The organism is Mesorhizobium quangtriensis (assembly GCF_040081925.1).
In the GTDB taxonomy this organism is placed as follows: domain Bacteria; phylum Pseudomonadota; class Alphaproteobacteria; order Rhizobiales; family Rhizobiaceae; genus Mesorhizobium_K; species Mesorhizobium_K quangtriensis.
Window position 1 is genome coordinate 447,421 of sequence record NZ_JBEBMF010000002.1, and the last position, 19,082, is coordinate 466,502.

Below are 19,082 nucleotides of genomic sequence, written 5' to 3' on the forward strand. Positions count from 1 at the left end.
TACGTCGACTCAGAGCGCACCGATCCAGATGGCAGATGCGACGAGGAATGTGCTCATGCAGACCAGAGAGAGAACGTCGTGGAACAGATCGGCCATTGTTTCGCTCCTGTTTTTGATATGTATTTATTTTGTTCTATTTTTGTTCAAAGTGTCAAGAACGCCGTCGCGTCCTCCTGACACGACTTGCCAGTAGGTTAAGGGAAGGTTGAGACGGCAGGGAAGCCGTTAACGGTCAGAAGGAGACGACCTTGCCCTCGGCGAGGGTAACGCGGCGGTCCATGCGCGCGGCGAGTTCATGATTGTGCGTGGCGATCAGCGCCGCGAGGCCGGACTGTTTCACCAGCGCCGCAAGCGCGTCGAAGACATAATGCGCGGTGTGCGGATCGAGATTGCCGGTCGGCTCGTCGGCAAGAAGGACCAGCGGCGCGTTGGCGACCGCGCGGGCAATCGCGACTCGTTGCTGCTCGCCGCCGGAAAGCTCGGCGGGCCGGTGATGGGCGCGCTTGCCGATCTGCATGTAGTCCAGAAGCTGTTCGGCGCGCTTGGCCGCCTCGCTGCGCGGCAGCCCCTTTATGATCTGCGGCATCATGATGTTCTCGAGCGCGGAGAACTCGGGCAGCAGATGATGGAACTGGTAGACGAAGCCGATATCGTTGCGGCGGATCGCGGTGCGGTCGTCGTCGGACAGGCGACCGCAGGCGCGGCCGCCAAGGATGACGTCGCCGGCGTCGGGCCTCTCGAGCAGGCCTGCGGTGTGAAGCAAGGTCGACTTGCCCGCGCCCGACGGCGCGACCAGCGCGACCATTTCTCCCGGCACCAGCGAGAAATCGGCTCCGTTCAGGATTGTCAGCTTGCGCTGCCCCTGGACGTAGTGGCGCTCGACGCCCTTGAGTTCGATGACCGACCCGCTCACTCGTACCTCAGCGCCTCGACAGGGTCGAGCTTGGCAGCGCGCCACGCCGGAAACAGCGTCGCGAAAAAGGAAAGGGCCAGCGCCATCAGGATGACGGACATGGTTTCGCCGAACTCCATCTTCGCCGGCAACTGGCTGAGGAAATAGAGTTCGGGATTGAACAGCACCGTGCCCGAAAGCCACGAGAAGAACTGGCGGATGCGCTCGACGTTAAGGCAGAGCACGACGCCGAGGATGACGCCGGCGATGGTGCCGGTGACGCCGATCGCGGCACCGGTCATCAAAAAGATGCGCATGATCGCGCCGCGCGTCGCGCCCATGGTTCGCAGGATCGCGATATCGCGTCCCTTGTCCTTCACCAGCATTATGAGCCCGGAAATAATGTTCAGCGCAGCGACGAGCACGATCAGCGTCAGGATCATGAACATCACGTTCCGCTCGACCTGCAGCGCGGAGAAGAACGTCTCGTTACGCTGCCGCCAGTCGGTGATGTAGACCTGCCGGGCCGCCGCGATTTCGACGAGTTCGCGGAGTTGGTCGACGTTGTCGGGGTTTTCGACGAACACCTCGATTGTCTGCGCCCGCCCTTCCATGTTGAAATAGAGCTGCGCCTCTTCGAAGGGCATGAAGATGACGGAGGAATCGAACTCCGACATGCCCACTTCGAAGATGGCGACGATCGGATAGGATTTCACACGCGGCGTCGTTCCCATTGGGGTGACGTCACCATCAGGCGAGACGAGCGTGATGGAATCGCCAAGCACGAGGCCAAGATTGTTGGCCATGCGCTGGCCAAGCGCCACGCCTTCCGACTGGTCGAAGCCGGCAAGCGAACCGTGCTTGATGTTCTTGGAAACGATAGTCAGCTTGTCGAGGTTGTCACCGCTGATGCCGCGCACCAGCGCGCCAGTGCCGGCGCCGACCGCGCCAGAGGCCAGCACCTGTCCGTCGATCAGCGGGATGGCGAACTTGACGCCGGCGACGCCGTTGATGCGCTGGGCGACCGCATCATAGTCCTCGAGCGGCGTATCGAGGGGCTGGACGACGAGATGGCCGTTGATGCCGAGAATGCGCGTCAGGAGCTCGGCGCGGAAACCGTTCATCACCGCCATGACGACGATCAGCGTGGCGACGCCGAGCATGATGCCGAGGAAGGAGATGGAGGCGATGACGGAGATCACCGTCTCCTTGCGCCGCGAGCGCAAATAGCGCCACGCAACCATGCGCTCGAAGACCGAAAACGGTCCCGCTCCGGCAGGCTTCGCTGCGACGGTGGAAGTTACCGTGTTCATCCCTTCGGCCCGAGCGAAGCCAGAAGGGTTTCGACCGTCTTGGTGTCGCGCTCCCCGGTCGAACGCCGTTTGACCTCGACCTCGCCGGCGGCAGCGCCCCGCGGACCGACGATGACCTGCCACGGTACGCCGATGAGGTCGGCGGTGGCGAACTTGCCGCCGGCGCGCTGGTCTGTGTCGTCGTAGAGCACATCCAATCCAGCCGCCTGATGCGCCGCGTAAAGCTGCTCGCACAGACGGTCGCATTCGGCGTCGCCGACCTTCATGTTGATGATCACGACATCGAACGGCGCGACCGATTCTGGCCAGATGATCCCAGCCTCGTCATGGCTTGCCTCGATAATCGCCGCGATAAGCCGCGTCGGGCCGATGCCGTAGGAACCCATCGAGACGAAGTGCTGCTTGCCATCAGGTCCCTGCACCGCCGCGTTCATCGGCTTCGAATATTTCTCGCCGAAATGGAAGATGTGACCAACCTCGATGCCGCGCGCCGAGAGGCGGTCGGCATCGGGAATCTTGTCCCAGGCGGCCTCGTCGTGCATCTCGTCGGTCGCCGCATAGGGCGTCGTCCAGTCCTTCACGATGCCGCCGATTTCGGCGTCGTTTGTGAAGTCTGTATTCTCGCCCGGTACCGGCAACTGCAGGAAGTCCTTGTGGCAGTAAACCTGGCTCTCGCCGGTCTCGGCCAGAATGATGAATTCGTGGCTGAGGTCGCCGCCGATTGGGCCGGTGTCGGCGCGCATCGGGATCGCCTGCAGGCCCATGCGCGTGAAGGTGCGCAGGTAGGAGACAAACATACGGTTGTAGGCTGCCTTTGCGCCCTCATAGTCGAGGTCGAAGGAATAGGCGTCCTTCATCAGGAATTCGCGGCCGCGCATGACGCCGAAGCGGGGACGCACCTCGTCGCGGAACTTCCACTGGATGTGATAGAGGTTGAGCGGCAGGTCCTTGTACGACTTGACGTAGGTGCGGAAGATGTCCGTCACCATCTCCTCGTTGGTCGGCCCGTAGAGCATGTCGCGTTCCTGCCGATCCTTGATGCGCAGCATCTCCTTGCCGTAGTCGTCGTAGCGTCCGCTTTCGCGCCAGAGCTCGGCCGACTGGATGGTCGGCATCAGGATTTCGAGAGCGCCGGCGCGGTTCTGCTCTTCGCGGATGATCTGGCAAACCTTGTCGAGCACGCGCTTGCCGAGCGGCAGCATCGAGAACGATCCCTGCCCCTGTTGGCGGATCATGCCAGCCCTGAGCATCAGGCGGTGAGAGACGATCTCGGCTTCGCGCGGGTTCTCTTTGAGTATGGGAAGGAAATAGCGCGAAAGCCGCATTGTGGGTCCGTTAAAAAGGCGATGATGATGGAGCCGGAATCGGCATTCCACGCGAAACGCATGCAAGCGCTTCATAGCGATTTCAAGACCGAATGGAAACCCGACGCGGCGGCGTCTTCGGGGTTACGATTTCGCGCTGTGCTTTTGGCAGGCAGCCCCTGCCAAGGAATTGTGCATTGCAGCACATTTGTAACGTCGCAAACGCAAAATTGTGCGTGACAATTTGTCCGGCGTTGGTCTAGTGTCGCCGCATAACCGAGAGGGCAGAACAAAATCTGTCTTCCCTACGCGGTCAAAGTCTTGGGAGGATGCGATCTAGGCGCGGTTTCGCTGCCGCCGGACACCGGAAACAGATCGGACGCGTTTAAATTGCAAGGCTTCGTGCCTTGCTTTTTTTTTGTGCAATCGGAACAGCGAAAAGCGAGGGCGTCAGCCCTATGACCCAACGTCAGTTTTGAAGTCCGGAACGATGCGCGGAATGTCGTCGATGCTGAGGCCCAGCCCCTTGGTGACCGCATAGAAACAGCCAAGGATGATTGCCGTAACGATGGTCGTGCGGATGACCGCGCGCAGCATGTGCGGGCCCTTCGGCGCACTCGGCACCGTGCCGAGCGTGACCTCGCCGTCCTCGTCCTGCGTCTTCAGTCCGAACGGCAGCATTGCGAACAGCACCAGCCACCAGAGGACGAAGTAGACGGCAATGACTGAAATCCAGGTCATGCCTGCTCCAGTTCCACCAGCGTGCCGGCAAAATCCTTCGGGTGCAGGAAAAGCACGGGCTTGCCATGCGCGCCGATCTTCGGCGTGCCGTCGCCAAGCACGCGTGCGCCGGCCGCCTTCAGACGGTCGCGGGCAGCAATGATGTCGTCCACCTCGTAGCAGAGATGGTGCATGCCGCCGGACGGATTTTTCTCAAGAAACGACGCGAGCGGAGAGCCTTCGCCCAGCACTTCGAGAAGCTCGACCTTGCTGTTGCCGGTATCGACGAAAACGACCGTGACGCCATGTTCGGGCAGCGCCTGCGGCGCACTCACCTTCGCACCGAGCGTATCGCGGTAGATGGCAGTCGCCGCAGCGAGATCGGGTACGACGATGGCGACGTGATTGAGGCGGCCGAGCATGCCGCCTTCTAGCGCGTGACGAACACCGTCACCAGCGGCTTCTTGCCCCATGTCTCGTTTGCCGCACCACGCACCGCGCGCCGGACAGCCTCCTGAACCAGATCCAGATCCTTGCGGCGCTGTCGCGGAATGCTCTCGACCGCGCCAACCGCGGCTTCCAGCATCAAATCCTCGAGGTCTTCGCCCCGCCCGTCGACCTTGGCGACGCCAACGGCCACGATGTCGGGATCGCCGGCCAGTTCATAGCGCTCGTCGAGCACGACATTGACCGCGACATGACCGGCGAAGGAAAGCTTGCGGCGCTCCTTGATGCCCATCTGCTCGTCGTCGCCGACCAGCCGACCGTCCTTGTAGAGACGGCCGAACGGCACCTTGTCGATGATCTCGGCGGCACCCGGCGCAAGGCGGATCATGTCGCCGTCGCGCACCTGTGCCACCTCGGGGATGCCGGACTGCGCCATGAGCGAACCCTGCGCGACCAGATGAGCGGCCTCGCCGTGAACTGGAATGCCGATGCGCGGCCGCGTCCAGGCATACATCTTGCGCAACTCGTTGCGGCGCGGGTGACCCGACACATGCACCAGCGCGTCGCCGTCCTGGATGATCTTGATGCCCTGGTCGATAAGCAGGTTCTGGATTTCGAGGATCGCCTTTTCGTTGCCGGGAATGGTGCGCGACGAATAGACAACCGTGTCTCCCGGCGAAAGCGACACGGTCTTCATCTCGTCGCGGGCGAGCTTGGCGAGTGCTGCTCGCGCCTCGCCCTGGCTGCCGGTGCAGATGATGACGAGGTTCTCGCGTGGGATGAAGCCGTAGTCTTCCTCGGCAATGAAGGGTGGAATGCCTTCCATGTAGCCGAGGTCGCCAGCGACGCTGATCATGCGCTTCAACGAGCGGCCAAGCACCAGAACCTGCCGGCCGGCGTCGCGCGCGGCTTCGGCAATGGAGCGCACGCGGCCGACATTGGAGGAGAAGGTGGTGATCGCAACGCGGCCGGGCGCCGCCTCGATGACGGCGCGAAGGCCGGCTCCGACTTCCTTTTCAGAGGGGGATTCGCCCTCGCGCAACGCATTGGTGGAATCGCAGATCAGCGCCAGCACACCTGCGTCGCCCAGCGCCCGGAAACGGGCCTCGTCCGTCATCGGACCGATCTCGGGATCGGGGTCGATCTTCCAGTCGCCGGTGTGGATGACCGTGCCGAGCGGGCTCGTTATGGCAAGGGAAAGCGGTTCGGGAATGGAGTGGCTGACCGGGATGGCCTCGATCTTGAACGGGCCAACCTCGAATGTGTCGCCGGCCCGGTAGATCGTCACCGGGATCTTCGGCGCGTTGCCCTCGCCTTGGCGCTTGGCCTCAAGCAGGCCGGCGGCAAACGGCGACATCCAGAGCGGCGCCTTCAGGCGCGGCCACAATTCATGCAGCGCGCCGTAATGGTCCTCATGCGCGTGCGTGATGATAATGCCGCGCAGACGGTCAAGTTGTGTCTTGATGAAGCGGATATCGGGCAGTACCAGGTCGACACCCGGCAGGCTGGCATCCGGGAAGGTCACCCCGACATCGACGATGATCCACTCGCGGGCATCCGCCGGGCCGAAGCCGTAAAGAGCGAAGTTCATGCCGATCTCGCCCACGCCGCCCAACGGAGCAAAGACGAGTTCCGGTCCCGAATACCTAGCCATGCAATCCCCTCGCCTTACGCGGCGCCGGCCGAGGCAACCGCGCCGAAATGCACGTCGCCTGCGGCAATCACAATTTTATCGCCGCCCGAGCGGATGACGAACCGGCAGTCTTCATCGATGGTCTCGAAGATGCCGCGAACAATGTTGCCATCGACCCGCACGGCCACTTCCGAACCCAGGCCCGCCGCACGCGACAGCCAGCGGCGGCGCACTTCCGACAAGCCAGCACCGTCCCGCCAGACCGCCATGTTTTGCGCCCATGCGTCGGACAGCGCAAGAAACAGCGTTTCCGCATCCCCCGCAAAGCCGAGCGCCTTCAACGACGTCGCCGGGTAAGGCACACCTTCCGGATAGGCGACGACATTGACGCCGATGCCGACCGCCAGCGCGGCGCGGTTGCCGGGCAGCAGCGTGGATTCGAGCAGGATGCCCGCGAGCTTCGCACCGCTGGCTAGCACGTCGTTCGGCCATTTGAGTTCAAAGCGGTCGCCGTGCGGTCCCCTGCCCCCGGCGCCGCCGCCCGCGCCGCCATCGACTGCAACCGCAAAGCGCATGTCGGGCACAACGGCGTCTAGTGCATCGGCGAGAGCAAGACCTGCGACGAAACCGAGCGTCGCGGCGAGTTTGAGATCGAAGGCTTCGGCAAGGAGAAGCGTTGCGGCCAGATTGCCTTCCGGCGTCGCCCAGGCGCGTCCACGACGGCCGCGTCCGCTCTCCTGCTTCTTCGATACGATCCAGAGCCGGCCTGGATCGCCGGCGGCGGCGCGCTCAAGCGCGAGCGCGTTGGTCGAGCCAACGCTCTCATGGGCTTCTATCCGGTACCCTGCAACAATCGCCGTCGGGGCGAGGGAAAATCCCACGGCTAGAAGAAGCTCTTGGCGGCCGCCTCGGCAAAGCTTTCGACCGGCGCGCCGACCAGCATATAGAGGAGGACGAAGGCACCGGAGATCCCGAGCACCACGCGCAACGAACCGACCATTGGCAGGAAGCCGCCGACGGAGTCGTCGAACCACATGATCTTGATGATGCGCAGATAGTAGTAAGCGCCAACGACAGAGGTCAGCACGCCGATCACGGCCAGCGGATAGAGCCCGGCGTTGATGGCGGCGAGGAAGACGTACCACTTCGCCCAGAAGCCGGCGAGCGGCGGAATGCCGGCCAGCGAGAACATCAGGATGGTCAGGATCGTCGCCATAACCGGGTTGGTGGTCGAAAGGCCCGCCAGATCGCTGATCTGCTCGACATTGCCTTCCTTGCGACGCATCGAGAGGATGAAGGCGAAGGTGCCCAGCGTCATAGCCAGATAGATGAGCATGTAGATGGCGACGCCACGCACGCCAGCCTCGCTGTTGGCCGCGAGACCGACGAGAGCAAATCCCATGTGGCCGATGGAGGAATAGGCCATCAGGCGCTTGAAGTTCTTCTGGCCGATCGCCGCAAAGGACCCGAGCGCCATGGAGGCGATGGCGATGAAGGAGACGATCTGCTGCCAGTCGCTGGCGATGGGCTCGAATGCGCCCATGACCACGCGCACGACCAGCGCCATGGCGGCCATCTTCGGCGCGGAGGCGAAGAAGGCGGTGACCGGTGTCGGCGCGCCTTCATAGACGTCTGGGGTCCACATGTGGAACGGCACGGCAGAAATCTTGAAGCACAGGCCTGCAAGCACGAAGACAAGACCGAAGACGACGCCAAGCTGGCGCTCGCCGTCCGACAGGGCGGCCGCGATCTGCTCGAAGCCGGTGTTGCCGGTGTAGCCGTAGACCAGGCTGATGCCGTAGAGCAGCATGCCCGAAGACAGCGCGCCCAGCACGAAATACTTCAGGCCGGCCTCGGTGGAGCGCACGTTGTCGCGGTTGATGGCGGCGACGACGTAGAGCGCCAGCGACTGCAGCTCCAGCCCGAGATACAGCGCGATCATGCTGTTGGCGGAGATCATCAGCATCATGCCGACGGTCGCAAGCAGCACGAGGATCGGATACTCGAACTTGTCGAAGTTCTGCTCGCGCGCGAAGCCCGTGGACATGATCAGCGTCGCGGCCGAGCCGACCAGCGTCAGCACCTTCATGAATCGCGCGAAGGAATCCGAGACGAAGGCGCCGCCGAAAGCCTGCCCGTCGCCGGTCGCGAAGAGCAGCCAACCGCCGGCCACGACGATCAGCAGCACGGCCAGCGCATTGACGACGCCGTAGGAGCGCTCGCCCGAATAGGCGCCGATCATCAGCAGCACCATGGAGCCGACCGCGAGGATCAGCTCAGGCGTGAGCAGCGAGAGGCTGGATGTCAGTTCAGGCGTCATGGTCCCGCCCCTCAGTGTGACGCCGCGCCGGGCGCGGCATCGAGCGAAATGGTGATTGTGTTGACGAGCGCCTGCACGGAGCTGGCGGTCGCGTCGAGAACGGGCGCGGGATAGACGCCGAAGAAGATGACCAGCACGATCAGCGGATAGAGGATGATCTTCTCGCGCAGCGACAGGTCGAGCAGGCCCTTGAGGCTTTCCTTGGTCAGCGCGCCGAAGATCACCTTGCGATAGAGCCAAAGCGCGTAGGCGGCCGACAGGATGACGCCCGTCGCAGCGAACAGCGCGACCCACGTGTTGACCTGGAAGATGCCGAGCAGCGTCATGAATTCGCCGACGAAGCCGCTGGTGCCGGGCAGGCCGACATTCGCCATCGTGAAGATGAGGAAGGCGACGGCGTATTTCGGCATGTTGTTGACGAGGCCGCCATAGGCCGCGATCTCGCGGGTATGCATGCGGTCGTAGACGACGCCGACGCAGAGGAACAGCGCACCGGAGACCAGACCATGCGACAGCATCTGGAAGATGGCGCCCTGGATACCGATCTGGTTCATCGCGAAGATGCCCATCGTGACGTAGCCCATATGGGCGACCGACGAATAGGCGATCAGCTTCTTCATGTCCTCCTGCATCAGCGCGACCAGCGAGGTGTAGATGATGGCGATGACCGACAGCGCGTAGATGAGCGGAGCGAGATCGGCGGAAGCCAGCGGGAACATCGGCAACGAGAAGCGCAGGAAGCCGTAGCCGCCCATCTTCAGGAGGATGCCGGCCAGGATGACGGAACCGGCGGTCGGGGCCTCGACGTGCGCGTCGGGAAGCCATGTGTGTACCGGCCACATCGGCATCTTCACCGCGAAGGAGGCGAAGAAGGCCACCCAGAGCCATGTCTGCATGTTGGCGGGGAAGCTGTGCGTGAGCAGCGTCGGGATGTCTGACGTGCCGGACTGGTAGATCATCGCCATGATGGCGAGTAGCATCAGCACCGAACCGGCGAGCGTGTAGAGGAAGAACTTGAACGAGGCGTAGACGCGCCGCTTGCCGCCCCACACGCCGATGATGATGAACATCGGGATCAGGCCGCCTTCGAAGAAGACGTAGAACAGCACGATGTCGAGCGCGCAGAACACGCCGATCATCAGCGTCTCGAGCAGCAGGAAGCAGATCATGTACGCCTTGACACGCTTCTCGATCGCTTCCCAGCTGGCAAGGATGGCGAAAGGCATCAGAAAGGTCGTCAGGATCACGAACAGCATCGATATGCCGTCGACGCCCATGTGGTAGGAGATACCGGAGTCGAGCCAGCCGACCTTCTCCACCATCTGGAAGCCCGGCACCGAATTGTCGAAATCGATCCAGATCAGGAGCGAGATGACGAAGGTGATTATCGTCGTCCAGAGCGCGATGACGCGGATGTTGCGACGCGCCGCCTCGCCCTCGTCCCGTATGAACAGGATGAGCAGCGCGCCGGCCAGCGGCAGGAACGTGACCGTGGATAGGATTGGCCAGTCGGTCATCAATGGCTCCCGAACATCATCCAGGTGACCAGGGCGGCGACGCCGATCAGCATGGCGAATGCGTAGTGATAGAGGTACCCGGTCTGCAGCTTGACGACCCGGTTGGTCACGTCGATGACGCGCGCCGACACGCCGTCAGGCCCGAAGCCGTCGATCAGCCAGCCGTCGCCCTTCTTCCAGAGAAAGGTGCCGAGCCACTTGGCCGGGCGCACGAACAGGAAGTCGTACAGCTCGTCAAAGTACCACTTGTTGAGCAGGAAGGCGTAGAGCCCGCGATGGCGCTGCGCCAAAACCTTGGGGGTCTCCGGCGAGCGGATGTAGAAGTGATAGGCCACCAGGAAGCCGACGACCATCGCAACGAAGGGCGACAGCTTCACCCATCCCGGCACGTTGTGGAACTCGTGCAGGATGTGGTTCTCGGAAAGCGTGAACAGTGCGCCCTTCCAGAAGTCCTCATAGTGCTCGCCAATGAAGTACTCCTTGAATACCAGACCGGCGAAAAGCGCACCGATGGCAAGGATGGCGAGCGGCACCAGCATGACGGGCGGCGACTCGTGGACGTGATGCATGACCTCGTGGCTGGCGCGCGGCTCGCCGTGGAAGGTCATGAAAATCAGGCGCCATGAGTAGAAGCTGGTGAAGACGGCAGCGATGACCAGCGCCCAGAAGGCGAAGAGGGCGATCGAGCCGTGGCCCGCGAACGCGCCTTCGATGATCGCGTCCTTGGAGAAGAAGCCGGCGGTGCCGATGATCGTGAACGGGATACCGACGCCGGTCAGCGCCAGCGTGCCAATGATCATCGCCCAGTAGGTCTTCGGGATGAGCTTCCGCAGGCCACCCATATTGCGCATGTCCTGCTCGTCGGAAACGGCATGGATGACGGAGCCAGAGCCCAGGAAAAGCAGCGCCTTGAAGAAGGCGTGCGTGAACAGGTGGAAGATGGCCGCGGAATAGAAGCCGAGGCCGAGCGCCACGAACATGTATCCGAGCTGCGAGCAGGTCGAATAGGCGATGACGCGCTTGATGTCGTTCTGCACCAGACCGACCGTCGCGGCGAAGAAGGCCGTGAACGCACCGATGAAGGTGACGACGATCAGCGCCGTGTGCGACAGTTCGAAGATCGGCGAGAGACGCGCCAGCATGAAGACGCCGGCGGTGACCATGGTCGCGGCGTGGATGAGCGCGGAAACAGGCGTCGGGCCTTCCATCGCGTCCGGCAGCCAGGTGTGTAGCGGAACCTGCGCCGACTTGCCCATCGCGCCCATGAAGAGCAGCAGGCAGATGACGGTGAGCGCGCTGGCCTTGTCGAGGTGATAGCCGAGGAACGTCAACACAGCATCGCCATGCGCCGCAACCTCACCGGCAGCAGCTTCCGCGCCATGCCCGCCCGCCGGGACGAACGACGCAGCGTTGGCGAAGATCGTGCTGAAATTGACCGAGCCGAAGACGACAAAGACGCCGAACAGGCCGAGCAGGAAGCCGAAGTCGCCAACGCGGTTGACGACGAACGCCTTGATGGACGCCGCATTGGCCGACGGCTTCTGATACCAGAAGCCGATGAGCAGGTAGGAGGCGAGGCCGACACCCTCCCAGCCGAAGAACATCTGCACCAAATTGTCCGACGTCACCAGCATGAGCATGGCGAAGGTGAATAGGCTGAGATAGGCGAAGAAGCGCGGCCGGTGCGGGTCGTGGTGCATGTAGCCGATCGAATAGATGTGCACCAGGCAGGACACGGTGTTGACGACGATCAGCATGACCACGGTCAGCGTGTCGATGCGCAACGCCCAGTCGGCCTGCAGGCTGCCCGTGTCAAGGAAGCGCAAAAGCGGCACGGTGAACGCCTGGCCATCGCCCATGGCAACGGTGAAGAAGGCGACCCACGAAAGCACCGCCACCACCACCATGAAGCCGGAGGTGATGTATTCGGATGCCTTGGCGCCGATCGAATTGCCGAACAGGCCGACGATCAGGAAGCCGAGAAGAGGAAGGAAGACGATGGCTTGATACATGGCTAGCGTCCGTCAACCCTTCATCATGTTGACGTCTTCGACCGCGATCGAGCCGCGGTTGCGGAAGAAGACGACGAGGATGGCAAGACCGATCGCGGCCTCGGCGGCGGCGACGGTGAGCACGAACAGCGCGAAGACCTGTCCGACCAGATCGTTCAGCGCGGCCGAGAAGGCCACGAAATTCAGGTTCACCGCGAGCAGGATGAGCTCGACCGACATCAGGATGACGATGACGTTCTTGCGGTTCAGGAAGATGCCGAACACGCCAAGCGTGAACAGGATCGCTGAGACAGTGAGGAAATGTCCGATGTCGACGGTCATCTCAGAGGCCCTTCCCCGTCTCGACTTTCTTGATTTCGATCGCGTCCTTGCCGCGCGCGACCTGAGCCGCGATCGACTGGCGCTTGACGCCCTGCTTGTGGCGCAGCGTCAGCACGATCGCGCCGATCATCGCGACCAGCAGCACCAGCCCGGCGATCTGGAAGTAGTAGACGTAGTCCGTGTAGAGGATGTCGCCGAGGGCAGCCGTGTTATGGCGCGTGGCAATATCCGGTGTCGGCTGCGCGACCGTAGTGGCAAGCTTCGGCGCGACGACGAAACCTCCGAGCACGATGATGAGTTCGGCCGCCAGGATCAGGCCGATCAGCGCGCCGACCGGCGCATATTGCAGCGCGCCGCTCTTCAGTTCAGCGAAATCGACGTCGAGCATCATGACGACGAAGAGGAACAGCACCGCCACCGCGCCGACATAGACGACGAGCAGGATCATCGCCAGGAATTCGGCTCCGGTCAGCAGGAAGAGGCCGGCCGCGTTGACGAAGGTGAGGATCAGGAACAGCACCGAATGCACGGGATTGCGCGCGGAAATGACCATGAAGGCCGATCCGACCGCGACGAAGGCGAAGAGGTAGAAAAATACCGCTTCAAGTCCGTTGAGCATGGGTAGTCCCCGGTTTACGTCCCGGCTTCGCATCCCATATCCGGAAGCAAAACCGCCTGTGCCTTAGACGAGCCTGACAGGCACGTCTATCTCTGTGTCTTTTCCTCTCCCCGCGAATGGGGAAAGGCATGTGTTCCCTCAACGATACGGCGCGTCGAGCGCCATGTTGCGGGCGATTTCCCTCTCCCACCGATCGCCGTTGGCGAGCAGCTTGTCCTTGTCGTAGTAGAGTTCCTCGCGCGTCTCCGTCGCGAACTCGAAATTCGGTCCTTCGACGATCGCATCGACGGGGCAAGCCTCCTGGCAGAAGCCGCAATAGATGCACTTCACCATGTCGATGTCGTAACGCACCGTGCGGCGCGTGCCGTCGTTGCGGCGGGGACCGGCCTCGATGGTGATCGCCTGCGCCGGGCAGATCGCCTCGCAGAGCTTGCAGGCGATGCAGCGTTCCTCGCCGTTCGGATAGCGGCGCAGCGCGTGCTCGCCCCGGAAGCGCGGCGACAGCGGCCCCTTCTCGTGCGGATAGTTCACAGTCTCCTTCGGCGACACCAACTGGCGCATCGACAGGAAGAATGCTCCAACGAAATCCTTCAGAAGCAGCGACTTGGCGGCCTGTGCTAGCGCTGACATGAACTTAATCTCCCGTGGCAAGTCCGCCGACGAAAGCGCCGAGGACTGGGAAAAGTGCGAGATCGACGATCGCCGCAATGTTGAGGACCTGCTTGGTCTCGGGCAATTCGACGCGGCGCGCCAGCGTCCGCATCGCGAAGAAACCCACGAGGCCCATGGCCAGGCCGATCAAGGCTCCGGTCAGCATGCCCGACATCAGCCCAGCCCCGTGATCTTGAGGAAGGCAGCGGTGGCGACGACCATGAACAGCGAGATCGGCAGGAACACCTTCCAGCCAAGCCGCATGAGCTGGTCGTAGCGGTAGCGCGGCACGAACGCCTTCACCATGGCGAACATGAAGAAGACGAAGCAGAGCTTCAGCACGAACCAGATGACGCCCGGCACCCAGGTGAAGGGCGCGAAATCGAAGGGCGGCAGCCAGCCTCCGAGGAAGAGGATGGTGGTCAGCGCGCACATCAGTACGATGGCGACATACTCGCCGAGAAAGAAGAGCAGGAAAGGCGTCGACGAATACTCGACCATGTGGCCGGCGACGAGTTCCGATTCGGCTTCCACCAGATCGAACGGCGGGCGATTCGTCTCGGCCAGCGCCGAGATGAAGAAGATGATGAACATCGGGAACAGCGCCAGCCAGTGCCAGTCGAGGAAGCTGTTCGGCAGGCCGACTATGGTGCCGAGGCCGTCGCGCTGCGACAGCACGATGTCGGTGAGGTTCAGCGAACCGACGAGGAGCAGCACGCAGACGATCACGAAGCCGATGGAGACTTCGTAGGAAACCATCTGGGCTGCCGAACGCAGCGCGCCGAGGAAAGGATATTTCGAGTTCGACGCCCAGCCGCCCATGATGACGCCGTAGACCTCGAGCGAGGACACGGCGAAGACGAAGAGGATGCCGACGTTGATGTTGGCGATCGCCCAGCCTTCGTTGACCGGGATCACGGCCCAGGCGGAGATGGCGAGCACGGCCGAAACCACCGGCGCGAGCAGGAAAACGCCCTTGTTGGCGCCGGACGGAATGACCGGCTCCTTGAAGACGAATTTCAGAAGGTCGGCGAAGGCCTGCAGCGTACCCCACGGGCCGACGACGTTCGGGCCACGGCGAAGCTGCACGGCCGCCCAGATCTTGCGGTCGGCATAAAGCAGGTAGGCGACGCCAACCAGCAGGATGACGATCAGCACCACCGACTGCAGCAGGATGATCAGCGCCGGCCAGACATAAGTGAAGAAGAAGTCTTCCATCCGTCTATTCCGCCGCCTGCCTGAAGCCGTTCTTCGCGAGCGCCGAGCATTCGGCCATGACCGCCGAGGCGCGCGCGATGGGGTTGGTGAGGTAGAAGTCCGTAACCGGCGAGGTGAACGCGGCCTTGTCGAGCTTGCCGCCCAACAGCGCGACACGGTTGAGATCGGCAACGTCGCCGGCCGCGATCGCGTCCACATGGGCCAGATGCTGGAACTCACCGTAAAGCTGCTTGCGAAGCGCCGACAGGGAATCGAAAGGCAGCTTCTTGCCGAGCACATCAGACAGCGCCCGCAGGATCGCCCAGTCTTCCTTGGCCTGCCCAGGCGCGAAGCCGGCGCGGCTCGTCATCTGCACCCGGCCCTCGGTGTTGACGTAGATGCCGGACTTCTCGGTGTAGGTCGCGCCCGGCAGGATGACGTTGGCGCGGTGCGCGCCGGCATCGCCGTGGGTGCCGATATAGACGACGAAAGTCTCGCCCAGCGCGCTCGTATCGATTTCGTCGGCACCGAGCAGGAAGAGCACGTCTGTTCCACCGCCGAGCATACCGGAGACGCCCTTGCCGCTCAGGCCCGGGACGAAACCTATGTCGAGGCCGCCGACGCGGGCGGCTGCGGTGTGCAGGACGTTGAAGCCGTTCCAGTCCTCACGCGTGGCGTTGACGGCCTGTGCCAGCTTCGCTGCCTGTGCAAGCACGGTCGCGCCATCGGCGCGGGCCAGAGCCCCCTGGCCAACGATGATCAGCGGATGCGTCGCGCCCTTCAGCGTCTCGAAGAAGCTGCCTTCGCCATCGGCGAGAGCCTTCAGCGTGTCCGGGCCAGCGCCGAGCTGTTCATAGTCGTAGCGGATGTCGCCGATATCGCCGATCACGCCGACTGGCAGCTTGCCCAGCCGCCAGCGCTTGCGGATACGCGCGTTCAGCACGGACGCCTCGAAGCGTGGGTTGGAGCCGATGATGAGCACGGCGTCGGCCTGCTCGATGCCTTCGATGGTGGTGTTGAAGATGTAGCTGGCGCGGCCCATGGAAGGATCGAGCGCGGCGCCGTCCTGACGGCAATCGATGCTGGCGGCGCCAAGACCCTGCATGAGCTGCTTCAGCGCATACATTTCTTCGACGGTCGCGAGGTCACCGGCGATCGCGCCGATGCGGTCCGGCGCGGCCTTGGCAACGGCATGCTTGATGGCGTCAAAGGCTTCCGGCCACGTAGTCGCGACCAGCCGGCCGTCCTTGCGGATATAAGGGCGGTCGAGGCGCTGCGAACGCAGGCCATCCCAGATGAAGCGGCTCTTGTCGGAGATCCATTCCTCGTTCACCTGGTCGTTGACGCGCGGCATGATGCGCATCACCTCGCGGCCGCGCGAATCCACGCGGATCGCCGAGCCAACGGCATCCATCACGTCGATGGATTCAGTCTTGGTCAGTTCCCACGGACGCGCCGTGAAGGCAAAAGGCTTCGAGGTCAGCGCGCCAACCGGGCAGAGGTCGATGACGTTGCCCTGAAGCTCGGAGGTCATCGCCTGTTCGAGATAGGTGGTGATCTCGGCATCCTCGCCGCGGCCGATCAGGCCGAGCTCGGAAATGCCGGCGACTTCCGTGGTGAAGCGGACGCAGCGCGTGCAGTGGATGCAGCGGTTCATCACCGTCTTGACGAGCGGGCCGATATACTTGTCCTCGACCGCGCGCTTGTTTTCCTTGTAGCGCGAGGAATCGACGCCGAAGGCCATCGCCTGGTCCTGCAGGTCGCACTCGCCGCCCTGGTCGCAGATCGGGCAGTCCAACGGATGGTTGATGAGCAGGAACTCCATCACGCCTTCGCGGGCCTTCTTGACCATAGGCGAGTTGGTGAACATCTCCGGCGTCTCGCCATTGGGGCCGGGGCGCAGGTCGCGCACGCCCATGGCGCAGGACGCCTGCGGCTTGGGCGGACCGCCCTTTACCTCGACGAGGCACATGCGGCAGTTGCCGGCGATCGACAGCCGCTCGTGGAAGCAGAAGCGCGGCACCTCGGCGCCAGCCTCTTCCGCCGCCTGGAGCAGCGTGTAGTGGTCGGGTACCTCGATCTCTTTCCCGTCGACCTTGATTTTAGCCATCTTGCCTCAAACCCCTGCGGCCGAAACCGCAATTTTTCGTCCGGTCCAGCGTCCGGAAATTCAGCGCTTCTTCTTGCCCGCAAGCGCCGCCGCCTGCCCTGTCCAGTTGTCCCGTTCGATACGCCCCGTAAACGACAGGTAGTCATCGACCCATGCGATCTCTTCCGCTGTCCAGCCCGCGATCTGCGAATAGGTCCAGACGCCGAGTTCGTTCAGCACCTTTTCCAGCTTCGGACCAATGCCTGCGATCGCCTTGAGGTCGTCAGCCTTCTTTGGCTTGGCAAGCGACTTCGGCTGGCGAAAATCCTCCGGTTGCAGGTCGACAGCCTTTTCGGCGAGCGGCGGCACATCCGCCTTGGCAGCAACGTCGCCAGCGATCTCCAGCGCGGCCGACTGCGTCTCCTCGATCAGCACCTTGGTGGCAGTCCTGGCCTTGGTCGCGGCGGACCTCGCCTTCGGTGCCACGGAATTTGCCGTAGCGGGTTTTGCGTCCTGCGGAACGAACACGCGCTGCGACGCTTCGGCCATGCCCGAGATCGCACCCATCCAGAAGCCGAACGCCTGGCTGGCAAGGCCGATGCCGACCGCCGATGCGGCCGCCACACCAGCAAACGGATGCGCGAAGAGGTTGACCGCGCTCGCCATCTCCGTTGGCAGCACTGTGGCCATTCCCTCCGTCACTGTCTCTTTGCGCTTCGCCTCGACCATCGTCGTGCCACCCTACTCCGCCGCCACCAGCACTGGTTCTACCCGGTGCGCGTTGCGCGAGAACTCGTCGATGCGGCGCTCCACCTCGCCGCGGTAATGCCGCATCAGGCCCTGGATCGGCCACGCCGCCGCATCGCCCAGCGCGCAGATGGTGTGACCTTCGATCTGCTTGGTGACGTCGAGCAGCATGTCGATCTCGCGCTTCTGCGCCTCGCCGCGCACCAACCGCTCCATGACGCGCCACATCCAGCCGGTGCCTTCGCGGCACGGCGTGCACTGGCCGCAGCTCTCGTGCTTGTAGAAATAGGCAAGCCGCGCGATCGCCTTCACGACGTCGGTGGACTTGTCCATGACGATAACGGCAGCCGTGCCGAGGCCGGATTTCAGGTCGCGCAACGCATCGAAATCCATCGGCGCGTCGATGATCTGCTCGGCCGGCACCATCGGCACCGAGGAACCACCGGGAATGACCGCCAGCAGATTGTCCCAGCCGCCGCGGATACCGCCGCAATGCGTCTCGATCAGCTCGCGGAACGAAATCGACATCGCTTCCTCGACCGTGCACGGGGTGTTCACGTGGCCCGAGACGCAAAAGAGCTTGGTGCCGACATTGTTCGGCCGGCCGAAGGACGAGAACCAGGCAGCGCCGCGACGCAGGATGGTCGGCGCAACCGCGATGGATTCGACGTTGTTCACGGTCGTCGGGCAGCCGTAGAGGCCCACATTGGCCGGGAACGGCGGCTTCAGGCGCGGCTGGCCCTTCTTGCCTTCGAGGCTTTCGAGCAGCGCCGTCTCCTCGCCGCAGATATAGGCGCCGGCGCCGTGGTGGACGATGATGTCGAAGTCGTAGCCGTTCTTGTTGTTCTTGCCGATCAGCCCGGCGTCGTAGGCCTCGTCGACCGCCCGCTGCAGCGCCTCACGCTCGCGGATGAACTCGCCGCGCACATAGATATAGGCGGCGACTGCGCCCATGGCGAAACCGGCGACGAGACAGCCCTCGACGAGCGTGTGCGGATCGTGGCGCAGAATCTCGCGGTCCTTGCAGGTGCCCGGCTCGGATTCGTCGGCGTTGACCACCAGATAGGACGGACGGCCATCGCTCTGCTTGGGCATGAACGACCATTTCAGGCCGGTCGGGAAGCCTGCGCCGCCACGCCCGCGCAGGCCGGACGCCTTCATCTCGTTGACGATCCAGTCGCGACCCTTGTCGATGAGACCCTTGGTGTTGTCCCAGAGGCCGCGCGCCATCGCGCCCTTCAACGACCGGTCGAACTGGCCGTAGATGTTGGTGAAGATGCGGTCCTTGTCCTGAAGCATT

At 63.2% G+C, this 19,082-nt stretch carries 18 protein-coding genes; all 18 read right to left on the reverse strand.

The window, feature by feature from the left end:
* Positions 1 to 232 precede the first annotated feature (232 nt).
* Positions 233 to 913 carry an ABC transporter ATP-binding protein gene (locus tag ABMA32_RS10875; protein ID WP_349013782.1) on the reverse strand — a complete coding sequence of 227 codons (681 nt, stop codon included), beginning with the start codon at positions 911 to 913 and terminating at the stop codon, positions 233 to 235.
* A complete protein-coding gene (locus ABMA32_RS10880; protein ID WP_349013783.1) occupies positions 910 to 2,205 on the reverse strand; it encodes a lipoprotein-releasing ABC transporter permease subunit in 1,296 nt (431 codons plus the stop codon). The genes ABMA32_RS10875 and ABMA32_RS10880 overlap by 4 nt, the downstream gene beginning before the upstream one ends.
* Positions 2,202 to 3,530, reverse strand: a complete 1,329-nt coding sequence (gene proS / locus ABMA32_RS10885; protein ID WP_349013784.1) for a proline--tRNA ligase — start codon at positions 3,528 to 3,530, stop codon at positions 2,202 to 2,204. The genes ABMA32_RS10880 and proS overlap by 4 nt, the downstream gene beginning before the upstream one ends.
* A 435-nt stretch (positions 3,531 to 3,965) precedes the next feature.
* Entirely contained in the window at positions 3,966 to 4,250 is a 285-nt protein-coding gene (locus ABMA32_RS10890) for a DUF1467 family protein (protein ID WP_349013785.1), read from the reverse strand.
* Positions 4,247 to 4,651 carry a methylmalonyl-CoA epimerase gene (gene mce / locus ABMA32_RS10895; RefSeq protein WP_349013786.1) on the reverse strand — a complete coding sequence of 135 codons (405 nt, stop codon included), beginning with the start codon at positions 4,649 to 4,651 and terminating at the stop codon, positions 4,247 to 4,249. The genes ABMA32_RS10890 and mce overlap by 4 nt, the downstream gene beginning before the upstream one ends.
* An 8-nt stretch (positions 4,652 to 4,659) precedes the next feature.
* Entirely contained in the window at positions 4,660 to 6,330 is a 1,671-nt protein-coding gene (locus tag ABMA32_RS10900) for a ribonuclease J (RefSeq protein WP_349013787.1), read from the reverse strand.
* A 14-nt stretch (positions 6,331 to 6,344) separates the two neighbouring features.
* The gene (locus tag ABMA32_RS10905) at positions 6,345 to 7,190 is read right to left on the reverse strand and encodes a biotin--[acetyl-CoA-carboxylase] ligase (protein WP_349013788.1); all 846 of its coding nucleotides are present in this window, start codon (positions 7,188 to 7,190) and stop codon (positions 6,345 to 6,347) included.
* Between the two features lie 2 nt (positions 7,191 to 7,192).
* Positions 7,193 to 8,629: an NADH-quinone oxidoreductase subunit NuoN gene (nuoN, locus tag ABMA32_RS10910; protein WP_349013789.1), complete on the reverse strand. Its 1,437-nt coding sequence runs from the start codon at positions 8,627 to 8,629 to the stop codon at positions 7,193 to 7,195.
* 11 nt (positions 8,630 to 8,640) lie between these two features.
* Complete coding sequence (locus tag ABMA32_RS10915) at positions 8,641 to 10,146, reverse strand: NADH-quinone oxidoreductase subunit M (RefSeq protein WP_349013790.1); 1,506 nt, start codon at positions 10,144 to 10,146, stop codon at positions 8,641 to 8,643.
* Positions 10,146 to 12,158, reverse strand: coding sequence for an NADH-quinone oxidoreductase subunit L (gene nuoL, locus ABMA32_RS10920; protein WP_349013791.1), 2,013 nt, complete (start codon positions 12,156 to 12,158; stop codon positions 10,146 to 10,148). The genes ABMA32_RS10915 and nuoL overlap by 1 nt, the downstream gene beginning before the upstream one ends.
* Before the next feature lie 12 nt (positions 12,159 to 12,170).
* Positions 12,171 to 12,479 carry an NADH-quinone oxidoreductase subunit NuoK gene (gene nuoK, locus ABMA32_RS10925; protein ID WP_292764567.1) on the reverse strand — a complete coding sequence of 103 codons (309 nt, stop codon included), beginning with the start codon at positions 12,477 to 12,479 and terminating at the stop codon, positions 12,171 to 12,173.
* 1 nt (position 12,480) lies between these two features.
* Positions 12,481 to 13,098 (reverse strand): NADH-quinone oxidoreductase subunit J, encoded by a 618-nt coding sequence (locus ABMA32_RS10930; protein ID WP_349013792.1) that lies wholly within the window; start codon positions 13,096 to 13,098, stop codon positions 12,481 to 12,483.
* A 138-nt stretch (positions 13,099 to 13,236) separates the two neighbouring features.
* Complete coding sequence (nuoI, locus tag ABMA32_RS10935; protein ID WP_349013793.1) at positions 13,237 to 13,728, reverse strand: NADH-quinone oxidoreductase subunit NuoI; 492 nt, start codon at positions 13,726 to 13,728, stop codon at positions 13,237 to 13,239.
* Between the two features lie 4 nt (positions 13,729 to 13,732).
* Complete coding sequence (locus ABMA32_RS10940) at positions 13,733 to 13,924, reverse strand: hypothetical protein (RefSeq protein WP_349013794.1); 192 nt, start codon at positions 13,922 to 13,924, stop codon at positions 13,733 to 13,735.
* Entirely contained in the window at positions 13,924 to 14,967 is a 1,044-nt protein-coding gene (gene nuoH, locus ABMA32_RS10945) for an NADH-quinone oxidoreductase subunit NuoH (RefSeq protein WP_349013795.1), read from the reverse strand. The genes ABMA32_RS10940 and nuoH overlap by 1 nt, the downstream gene beginning before the upstream one ends.
* A gap of 4 nt (positions 14,968 to 14,971) precedes the next feature.
* Complete coding sequence (nuoG, locus tag ABMA32_RS10950; protein WP_349013796.1) at positions 14,972 to 17,056, reverse strand: NADH-quinone oxidoreductase subunit NuoG; 2,085 nt, start codon at positions 17,054 to 17,056, stop codon at positions 14,972 to 14,974.
* Between the two features lie 60 nt (positions 17,057 to 17,116).
* On the reverse strand, positions 17,117 to 17,764 hold the full coding sequence (locus tag ABMA32_RS10955) for an NADH-quinone oxidoreductase subunit E (protein ID WP_349013797.1): 648 nt from the start codon (positions 17,762 to 17,764) through the stop codon (positions 17,117 to 17,119).
* A 12-nt stretch (positions 17,765 to 17,776) separates the two neighbouring features.
* Complete coding sequence (nuoF, locus tag ABMA32_RS10960; protein WP_349013798.1) at positions 17,777 to 19,081, reverse strand: NADH-quinone oxidoreductase subunit NuoF; 1,305 nt, start codon at positions 19,079 to 19,081, stop codon at positions 17,777 to 17,779.
* Between the last annotated feature and the right edge of the window lies 1 nt (position 19,082).